This is a genomic window from Microseira sp. BLCC-F43 (assembly GCF_041929235.1).
Lineage (GTDB): Bacteria > Cyanobacteriota > Cyanobacteriia > Cyanobacteriales > Aerosakkonemataceae > Microseira.
On record NZ_JBHFNP010000321.1, the window covers coordinates 20,111 to 30,503 of the forward strand.

Annotated in this window: 7 protein-coding genes; 6 read left to right on the forward strand and 1 reads right to left on the reverse strand. The window is 48.1% G+C overall.

The features are described 5' to 3' along the window. Positions 1–155 precede the first annotated feature (155 nt). From pyk to rlmN, 3 genes are all read left to right on the forward strand, one after another. Positions 156–1,949, forward strand: a complete 1,794-nt coding sequence (gene pyk, locus ACE1CM_RS43020) for a pyruvate kinase (RefSeq protein WP_374885491.1) — start codon at positions 156–158, stop codon at positions 1,947–1,949. 592 nt (positions 1,950–2,541) lie between these two features. Next, positions 2,542–5,343, forward strand: coding sequence for an ATP-binding protein (locus ACE1CM_RS43025; RefSeq protein WP_374885493.1), 2,802 nt, complete (start codon positions 2,542–2,544; stop codon positions 5,341–5,343). A 41-nt stretch (positions 5,344–5,384) separates the two neighbouring features. Then, the gene (rlmN, locus tag ACE1CM_RS43030) at positions 5,385–6,449 is read left to right on the forward strand and encodes a 23S rRNA (adenine(2503)-C(2))-methyltransferase RlmN (protein WP_374885494.1); all 1,065 of its coding nucleotides are present in this window, start codon (positions 5,385–5,387) and stop codon (positions 6,447–6,449) included. A 151-nt stretch (positions 6,450–6,600) separates the two neighbouring features. Here the strand turns inward: rlmN and ACE1CM_RS43035 are convergent, their stop codons facing one another. Further along, positions 6,601–7,131: a pentapeptide repeat-containing protein gene (locus ACE1CM_RS43035; RefSeq protein WP_374885495.1), complete on the reverse strand. Its 531-nt coding sequence runs from the start codon at positions 7,129–7,131 to the stop codon at positions 6,601–6,603. A gap of 186 nt (positions 7,132–7,317) precedes the next feature. Here ACE1CM_RS43035 and ACE1CM_RS43040 point away from each other — a divergent pair, with 186 nt between their 5' ends. The 3 genes from ACE1CM_RS43040 to ACE1CM_RS43050 form a co-directional block, all read left to right on the forward strand. Beyond that, on the forward strand, positions 7,318–8,286 hold the full coding sequence (locus tag ACE1CM_RS43040; RefSeq protein WP_374885497.1) for a DUF4349 domain-containing protein: 969 nt from the start codon (positions 7,318–7,320) through the stop codon (positions 8,284–8,286). A gap of 425 nt (positions 8,287–8,711) precedes the next feature. Continuing rightward, the gene (locus ACE1CM_RS43045) at positions 8,712–9,761 is read left to right on the forward strand and encodes a DUF4349 domain-containing protein (RefSeq protein ID WP_374885498.1); all 1,050 of its coding nucleotides are present in this window, start codon (positions 8,712–8,714) and stop codon (positions 9,759–9,761) included. Positions 9,762–9,775: 14 nt separating this feature from the next. Continuing rightward, positions 9,776–10,393: serine/threonine protein kinase (locus ACE1CM_RS43050; RefSeq protein WP_374885500.1), on the forward strand; the 618-nt coding region annotated here is incomplete at its 3' end.

The following is a 10,393-nucleotide window of genomic DNA, read 5'->3' on the forward strand; positions in this document are numbered from 1 at the left end:
CGCGTAGTATACGATACTGTCACAGTCATAATAAAGTTTTGTTTATTTAGCCACTAGGTGCTGGGAGCTAACTACTAGGGGAGAATTAAAGAATGTTAAGATGAAGAATTTGCCTACCTAGTCTCTATTTCCCAGTCCTCAGTCCCCACCAACCTATGCCACTGCCAAATTCCCAACGTCGAACCAAAATAGTTGCTACGATTGGTCCTGCCTGCCGCGACCCGCAAGTCCTGCGGGCGATGATCGAAGCCGGTGCCACTACGTTGCGACTCAACTTTTCTCACGGTACTCACGAAGAACACCAGCGCAACATTCGGCTGATCCGGCAAACTTCTTTTGAACTTAACCAGCCGGTGGCGATTTTGCAAGACTTGCAAGGCCCTAAAATTCGCCTGGGGCAGTTTGAAAACGGCTCGATTGTCCTGCAAAAGGGCGACCCGTTTATTTTAACCAACCGCCCGGTCAAAGGCACTCAGGAAATTAGTTCGGTCACCTACGATCGCTTGGCGCAAGAAGTCCCTGAAGGCGCTATCATCCTCCTAGACGACGGTCGCGTTGAAATGCGGGTGGAAAAGGTAGACCGCACTACGGAAGAACTCCACTGTCGCGTTGTGGTCGGCGGGCCACTCTCTAACAGCAAAGGCGTTAATTTTCCGGGAGTTTACCTGTCAATTAAAGCTTTGACCGATAAAGACCGTAAAGATTTAACTTTCGGTTTGGATCAAGGGGTAGACTGGGTGGCGCTTTCGTTTGTCCGCAACCCCCAAGATGTTTTAGAAATTAAAGAATTAATCTCCCATGCCGGGAAGCACGTGCCGGTGATTGCCAAAATTGAAAAGCACGAAGCCATCGAGCAGATGGAATCGATTATCCCCTTGTGCGACGGCGTGATGATTGCTAGGGGCGACTTGGGGGTCGAACTCCCCGCCGAAGACGTACCTATCCTGCAAAAGCGGCTAATTGCCTTAGCGAATCAACTGGGAATTCCGATTATCACCGCGACTCAGATGCTCGATAGCATGGCGTACAACCCTCGCGCCACCCGCGCCGAAATTTCCGACGTCGCCAACGCGATTTTAGACGGCACCGATGCGGTGATGCTCTCGAATGAAACAGCGGTGGGGAAATATCCGGTGGAAGCTGTTGCCACGATGGCGCGCATTGCCACGCGGATCGAGGAAGATATGATGGCTAGTAGGAGCGAGCGCTCGATCCAAACCAGCAAACGCTCGATTCCCAACGCCATCTCCCAAGCCGTCGGTCATATAGCCGAGCAGCTAGAAGCCGCAGCAATTATGACCCTGACCAAAACCGGAGCCACAGCCCGAAATGTCTCTAAATTCCGCCCAAAAACACCCGTTCTCGCCATTACGCCCCACGTCGATGTAGCGCGTCAACTCCAACTCGTATGGGGCGTCAAACCTTTGTTAGTCCTAGATTTACCTTCCACCAGCCAAACCTTTCAAGCCGCCATCAACGTCTCCCTGGAAAAAAATCTAGTCGTAGAAGGAGATTTGGTAGTCATGAGCGCGGGTACCCTACAAGGGGTTCCAGGTTCAACCGACTTGATTAAAGTTGAGGTGGTAACCGCAGTATTAGGCAAAGGCACTGGTTTAGGTCAAGGCGCCGTCAGCGGACGGGCGCGAGTAGCCCACAGCGCCATGGATGTGAGTAACTTTAATCCGGGAGAAATACTGGTAGCATCTCGCACCAGTGCTGAATTTATCGATGTGATTCGCAAAGCAGCAGGAGTGATTACTGAAGATGAAAGCCTCACCAGTCATGCCGCCGTCATTGCCATGCGTTTGGGAGTGCCAGCGATAGTAGGAGTAAAAAATGCAACTCAGTGCATTCGCGATGGAGCAATTTTAACCCTGGATACCCAGCGAGGTTTGATTTACTCCGGTACGGTGACAAGTAATTATGCAGATACAGCTGTCACCATTTGACATGGGTGCAACAGATTGAAGAGGACAAGGGGACACGGGGAGACGGAGACGCGGGGAAACCCCATGGATAAATCCGGGGGATTCAAGCAAGGAAGAATTTCTTTTTTCTCCACGGATAAATTTGGGGGCTTGTAACCAGGTGCTTCTCACTTGAGAAGGGTACACTCTTAGCGTCTTCCCAACTCCTTTGTCAGAGCGTCTTCTTGGTCATTGTAGTAGCACGGCATAGGTCAGTTTTGTCTTTGGGACAAAGTTGTTGGGATGCCGTGCCATTGTAGTAGCACGGCTAAGGTAAGTATTGTCTCAAAGACAAAGTGCTTCGGATGCCGTGGGATTGTAGGGGCAAGGCGTGGGTAAGTATTGTCCCAAAGACAAAGTGCTTCGGATGCCGTGCTACTACTTATACCCTAAGACCGATGACGCATATTAATTTAAGTTGTAAATAGATGGAAATTGCTGCCAGAAATCCTCTAGCTATGAGATTTAAATTCACAGTATAAAATAATATTTTCTGTGCTATAAATAGGCTGCCCAAGTAGTTTTTTTGCAACGCTGATAGATAAACTTGATATAAAAAGCGACCATCACCTGAATGGCAGTCAATTATAAAATGCAAAAATATCGTGCAGACTTGAGATACGGCATTGGCATTCTAGCCATTACGCTAGCGCTAGTGCTGATTTGGCCTGGATTGTGGCAAAATCTATTAGCAGCAAACGGTTTTATTCCCCACGGGCATTGTTACTTGTGGAAGCCAGGGTTAGTATGGCTGCATGTGGTTTCCGATATGCTGATCGGACTATCTTATGTCGCAATTTCAGCCACGCTAGCGTATTTAGTCTATAAAGCGCGCCGCGATATCCCTTTTGATTGGGTATTCCTAGCTTTTGGAACCTTCATCGTCGCCTGCGGCGCTACCCACTTTATGGAAGTGTGGACCTTGTGGACGCCCACCTATTGGTTATCCGGAGAAATTAAATTAATTACCGCCGTAGCTTCGCTCACCACAGCGCTAATACTACCGCCGCTCGTTCCTCAAGTGCTAGAGTTGCTGTTAACCGCAAAGGTATCTGAAGAGAGAAAATTAAAACTGGAGGACACCAACACCGAACTAGAAACGCTATACGAAAAGCTGAAAGAAATTGACGAACTTAAAACACAATTTTTTGCTAATGTCAGCCACGAATTGCGGACGCCTTTAGCATTAATTTTGGGACCAACACAAAAATTACTCGCAGGGGATGCACTCACCCCCGAACAGCGCCAAGACTTGGAAGTGGTAGAAAGCAATGCTCGTATCCTGCTCAAACAAGTCAACGACCTGCTCGACATTTCCAAGCTGGAGGCGAATAAAATGAGTATGCGTTACGCCGAGGTAGATTTAGCTCAACTGGTACGCCTGACTGCTGCCAACTTTAACGCACTAGCACAAGAGCAAAACATCGCCTTTTTTGTGCAAACGCCCCAGTCTTTCCCCGCTCAGGTTGACTCGGAAAAGATACAGCGCGTACTGTTAAACTTGCTTTCCAACGCCTTTAAGTTCACCCCCCCTGGTGGTCGGGTTCGCTGCGTGGTGTCGCAAGTCGAACCAGCAGCTTCCCTGGAGGCGGAAAGTTCTTCCACCACCCTCCCCGCGTCCCCGCATCCCCGCGTCAGAGCGTCCTCTTCCCCTGATTCGGCACTGATTACCGTAGAAGACAGCGGTGCAGGCGTACCCTTGGAACTAAGGGAAGTGATTTTTGAACGTTTCCGTCAAGGAGAAGAATCTTCCACTCGTCGCTTTGGTGGAACTGGGTTAGGACTAGCGATTGTCAAAGACTTCGTGGAGTTGCACGGCGGTACCATCGCCGTTGGAGACGCACCAGAAGGTGGAGCAAGCTTTAGGGTTGAATTGCCTATCGTCGCGCCAAAAGATGTGGCGGTGTCTACCCTGAAGGTTGAGTCTATGGGCAATGTTGAGGAAATTGTCTCCCCAATGTTGGCGCAACTGCGTCAGGGTCAGTCGTCACCAGTTAGGGAAACAACTGACAGCGGACTGAGAAATGACCAACGTCCCCTCGTGCTGGTGGTCGAGGATAACCCGCAAATGAATCTGTTTATCGTCGAGGCACTAAGCAATGAATATCGCGTTGCTACTGCGTTCAACGGTCAAGAAGGTTTGGAGTTGGCGACGCAATTGTTACCCGATTTAATTCTCAGCGATATGATGATGCCGCTGATGAGTGGCGAGCAACTATTAGGCGAAATCAGGAACCGAAAACAACTCGATGCCATCCCGTTCGTGGTGCTGACGGCGAAAGCAGACGATGAAAAGCGCGTGAAATTGTTGCAAGCAGGGGCGCAAGATTACTTGATGAAGCCATTTTCCCTGGAAGAGTTGCGCTCGCGCCTCGGCAACCTGATCGCCATGAAACGTACCCGCGACTTGCTTCAGCAGGAATTAGACAGCCAATCTCAAGACTTAGCCGCGTTGGCTGCCGAACTTGCCCTTCACAAACGCCAACTCAATATTATAGCACGAGAAGCCCAAGAAGCCAACAGGATGAAAGATGAATTCCTCGCGGTTCTCTCCCACGAGTTGCGGACGCCAATCAATGCCATCCTGGGATGGGCGCAACTGCTGCGGACTCGCCAACTGAACGAGGGGACAACAGCAAAAGCACTAGAAACCATCGAACGCAACGCCAGGACGCAAACTCAGATGATCGAAGACTTGCTCGATGTGTCCCGCATCATCAGAGGCAACTTGCAACTAAAAATTGCCTCGGTAAACTTGAAAAGCGTTATCGACAGCGCCATCGACGCGGTGCGACCCGCAGCAGCAGCAAAAGCGATAGAATTGGAATCTTGCCTCGAATCGAGTGTGGGAGCGATCGCCGGGGATAGCGATCGCATACAGCAAATCATCTGGAATTTACTCTCCAACGCCATCAAATTTACCCCCGAAGGAGGACGGGTGGAAGTAAAACTAGAAAAATTGCTTCTTGAAAGAGAATTGCAGATTTCAGATTTCAGATTGCAGATTTCAGATGAAAGTCCCAACTCAAATCAGCAATCTGAAATCACAAATCCCAAATCAAATAAATCTGAAATCACAAATCCTAAATCTGCAATTTTATATGCCCAAATCCAAGTCAGCGATAATGGTATTGGCATCAACCCCGACTTCTTGCCCTACGTCTTCGACCGCTTCCGTCAAGCAGATAGCAGCTACACCCGCACTCACGGCGGACTGGGATTGGGTTTAGCAATTGTACGACACCTGGTAGAACTCCACGGCGGTACTGTTTCCGTTCACAGCGCTGGTGAAGGACAAGGAGCAACTTTTATTGTCAAGCTGCCCATCGTTAATGCCAGCAAAATAGAAGTAAACAAGCTCGCAATTAGTAACTAAGCAACATTGATTTTTGTCAGTTTAATATGGTTCGAGTTCAAATGCCCAAGGCTTGGGGCGAAAACAGCCAAAATTTATCCACTCAAAGCACTGCGAAGGCTCCCCTATTAGGGGCAAGTTTGGCAGAATTAACCGCTTGGGTAGAAGCTTCTGGACAACCAGCATACCGGGGGCGTCAGCTGTATCAATGGATATATCAGAAAGGAGCGCGCCATCTCTCGGAAATCACCGTATTTCCCAAACAATGGCGCGAGGAACTAGCAGATATACCCATCGGACGTTCCACCATCCACCATCGCTCCGTCGCCCCCGATGACACAATTAAATATCTGCTTAAATTAGCAGACAATCAAATAATTGAAACCGTCGGCATTCCCACAGAAGATCGCCTTACCGTTTGCGTCTCCTCCCAAGTCGGATGTCCGATGGCGTGCGACTTCTGCGCCACCGGAAAAGGCGGCTTCATTCGCAATCTGGAAAAACACGAAATCATCGACCAAGTTTTGACCGTTCAAGAAGACTTTAAACGGCGCGTCAGCCACATAGTCTTCATGGGAATGGGCGAACCGTTATTGAATGCAGATAACGTAATAGCAGCCATTAAATCCCTCAACCAAGATGTCGGTATCGGACAGCGGTCAATTACCCTTTCAACTGTAGGAATTCCCAATCGAATTCGGCGTTTGGCAGAACATCAATTACAAGTAACCCTCGCCGTCAGCTTGCACGCTTCTAACCAAAAACTGCGAAAAAAACTGATTCCCAGTGCCGAAGGTTATACGCTAGAAAATTTACTAGCAGAATGTCGGGAATATGTCAAGCTAACGAAGCGGCGAATCACATTTGAATACATTTTGCTAGCTGGGTTAAACGACTTACCAGAACATGCAGAAGAATTAGCACAACATCTGCGAGGTTTCCAAAGCCACGTCAATTTAATTCCCTACAATCCCATCAAAGAAGTAGATTACCAGCGACCGACTACCAAAAGCATTCAAGCCTTCGTTTCTGCCTTGAAAAAACGCGGAATTGCCGTCAGCGTGCGCTACTCGCGGGGATTAGAAGCCGATGCTGCTTGCGGACAATTGCGAGCAAATCAGATCTAGCAGAGGTGCAGGTGGGCAGGGGGGCAGGGGGACGGGGGGACAAGGGAGAGCGGTGACGCGGTGAAGCAGAAATACTCTCCCCATCTCCCCATCCCCCCATCACCCCATCACCCCATCACCCCATCTCCCCCTCTCCCCTGCTCACCTGCGATTAATTCCGGCGAGGGCTAGTTCTACCATCGGGAAGCGTTGTCTGATTGAGAACAACTTTTGATAAGTCCACACCCGTAACATTCGCTTCTCGCATACTCGCACCTGCCAAATCTGCACCAGTTAAATTAGCAAAACTCAAATCCGCAGAATTGAGTGAAGCAAAACTCAAGCGAGTCTGTCTCATATCAGCACTTCTCAAATTAGCGCCAGTCAAAAAAGCTTGCTTAAAGTCCGCAGCTACTAGATAAGCACCGCTCAAATTCACATTGCTCAAATCAGCACGAACGAGTTTAGCACCAGATAAATTCGCCCCTTCCAAGTCAGATCCCGCTAAGTAAGAATTTCTCAGATCCGCATTGCTGAGGTCAATTTGTTTGAGGCTAACACCGCTGAGATCGCACCCGCGACATTCTTTAGTTTGAAGTAACTGTCTTAGGTGCTGAGGATTAAAAGCGCCAGCAGGAGTCGCAAATCCCAATACGGATAATAGAGCCAAAGAAGATAGGATTGTGGAGATAGAGGTCTTCATGTAACAAATAGCAGCGTGTCGCGTCCTGAATTACAAGACTATCTTGATTTGCGCTAAGTTTCCAGCAGCCGCGATCAATCATCTTATCCCTCTCCTCATCACCGGAATCTTTCAGCGCGACTCGGTATCAATTTCTGTAACGGCTAACCTGCCAAACCCAGAAATAGGCTACTTTAGCTTCATCTTATGGAAAAACCTCCTATGCCAGACCAACTTAAAGCTAATCATCCCAAATCTGCTCACCGCGTCACCTTGTTGCTGATTGGTATGTTGTCTGCTATGGCTTTACCTGCTTGCAGTGCAGCAGAAAAGACCATGATGAATCAAATGCAAAGTGGTTCTGCACCCCCCAGCGCACCTGTGCCTACAGCAGCAGTAGCTAAAATATCAGATGCAGCGGTACAAAATACTGTAGCATCTGCCCCAGCCCGTAAGTCTCGCCCCCAATTAATCAAACGCGCTGAATTAACTTTGGTCGTTAAATCTATCGCTCAAAGTATGAATTCGGTTGGCAAAATTGTCCAAAAACAGCAAGGCGATGTATTGGGTTTCCAAGATAATCAACCAATTGATAACAGCCAGCGTCAAACTGCTTCAATGCAGTTGCGGGTTCCCTCACAAAAACTAGAAGTTACTTTAGACGAACTTGCCAAATTGGGAACCGTCCAAAGTCGCTCTCTCACCGCTGAAGATGTATCGGATCAATTAGTGGATTTCCAAGCAAGGTTAAAGAACTTGCGGAAATCTGAAGAAGCGGTTTTGAAAATACTGGAACGTTCTGGTTCTGTCAGCGAGGTGCTAAAAGTTTCTCAAGAACTCAGCAACATTCGCGAATCAATTGAACGAATTTCCGCTCAGTTAAATAACTTGCAAAATCAAGTTGCTTATTCTACAATTACCCTTAACTTAGAAGCGCCTGTTTCAGCAGCGCCACCCCCGCAAGAACCTGTAGGTTTACAAGTACAGGAAACTTGGGGGAAAGCAACGCATTCTGTCAATCAATTCACGATGGGTTTGCTCGGTTTAAGTATTTGGTTGTTTGCCTACAGTCCTTATTTTCTGCTAATTGCTGCGGCTGTGTACGGCTATCGTAAATTGCAACAACAAAAATCTCATAGATCCGAGCAAAAACCAGAGTTACCCCATTCTAGTTAAAACATGTATGGGTTGGGTTTCGTTACCTCAACCCAACCTACAATATCTACCATATCTGGTTCCCAGACTCTGGCTGGGAACCCTAAATCGAGGCTCTGCCTCGTTGAGGTTTCAACCTTTACATGACTGACGCTAAATGTAGGGTGCGAAAGCGTTGCGTAACGCACCAGCAACTGACGCTAAATGTAGGGTGCGAAAGCGTTGCGTAACGCACCAGCAACACTTTGAGCGGCATTTGATCCAGTTTAAGCGAGGCTCTGCCTCGCGGGAAGCGTTTCTAGGCAGGAGCCTAGAAACGAGTGGTAGTTAACACTGCATAAGTGTAATTGAGCCAGACATATGTTAGATCGAGTGCAGGTTTAAGAGGATTTAGTAGCAAGGTAGAACCTCGGACTGCATCCGTTTTAAATCAGGAGAAACTGGCAATGAAAGCTGAACTTAAAGCGAAATATCTGCAACTAATCGTCCACAAAAATGGCAAGGAAGGTAAAACCTGGGTTAAGGTAGTTGTCGCGCTGCTTTTACTTGGAATTGCCTCTGCTATTGCTTTGCCGAGTTTCCTTAACCAGGCAAATAAGGCACAGCTAGAAATGGAAATGGAGCGGGCAGAAATGAACCCAAGACCTATGGTAGCAGTTCCGGCTGTAAGAAGGATACCAGGTACAGAGTCAACTCCCGCTGTATCAGTACCTCGTTCCATATCACCAGATTCAGCGATCGCAACTGAAGTACCCCAAGCACAACCCCAACTCATCAAAAAGGCAGCTTTATCCATCGTCGTTGAATCAATTGACAAAAGCTTTCAATCGATCTCAGCAATTGTCAAAAAACAGCAAGGCTATATATTAAGCTCCCAAGATAGCCAGCCGCAAGATCCTAGCACCCGTCCAACTGGAGCGATGCAAGTTCGAGTCCCTCAAGAAAAGCTAGATGCTACCCTCGACGCTTTAGCCAAGCTGGGAACTGTACAAAATCGTTTGATTACCGTCGAAGATTTTAGCAACCAAATTGTAGATTATACAGTACGGCTGCGTAATCTCCGCAAATCGGAAGAAATGGTATTAAAAATTATGGAGCGCTCTGGTTCGGTTCGAGATGTGCTATACGCTGCTCAAAATTTGCGAGAGATTCGCGAGTTAATTGAACGAATTGATGCTCAGTTAAAAAGCTTACGCACGCAAGTTGCCTATTCAACGATTACGATAAGTTTAGAAGAAGCTGTTGCTGCTACGCCGCCATCTCAGCAGCCTTTAGGTTTGCGAGTTCAGGAAACCTGGGGTAAATCTACCCATGCGATGAGTGAATTCACTCTCGGTTTGCTGAGTTTGAGCATTTGGCTATTTACCTTTAGTCCTTATCTGCTGTTGGGAGGTGCAGCAGTGTATGGCTATCGCCAATTCAGACGCCAAAAATCTGATTTATCGGCTCAAAAACCTGAATTACCTCCTGCCGTTGACGCTCAATCTAAAATCTAAAATCTTTGTATTTTATGGAATTACTGCACCAACCAGGAGATATCATTGCCGAACGGTATCAAATTATCGATACTTTGGGGCAAGGTGGTATTGGGATAACTTACGAAGCTCAAGATTTACACAACAGTCAGCTGGTAGCAATTAAAGCATTGTCGCTGCGCCGCATGACTGACTGGAAAGTGTTGGAATTGTTTGAACGGGAAGCTAAGGTTTTATCTCAATTAAATCATCCCGGCATTCCGCGATATTTGGATTATTTTCAGGTGGACGCACCTTTTGATCGTCAATTTTACCTGGTGCAGGAATTGGCGAGCGGGCGATCGCTCTCCTCTCTAGTCGAAAACAATTGGCGCCCCGACGAACTCGAAGTCCGCCGCCTCGCCGCACAATTACTAGAAATACTGATTTACTTACATCAATTAACACCACCCGTCATCCACCGCGATATTCAACCGCGTAACCTAATAATACGATCCCCCCAACCCCCCTTCCCAAGGGGGGCTAAGAGTGATGCCGTTGTCCCCCTTGACAAGGGGGGTTGGGGGGATGGAGAAGCCCCCCTTGACAAGGGGGGTTGGGGGGATGGAGAAGCCCCCCTTGACAAGGGGGGTTGGGGGGATGGAGAAGCCCCC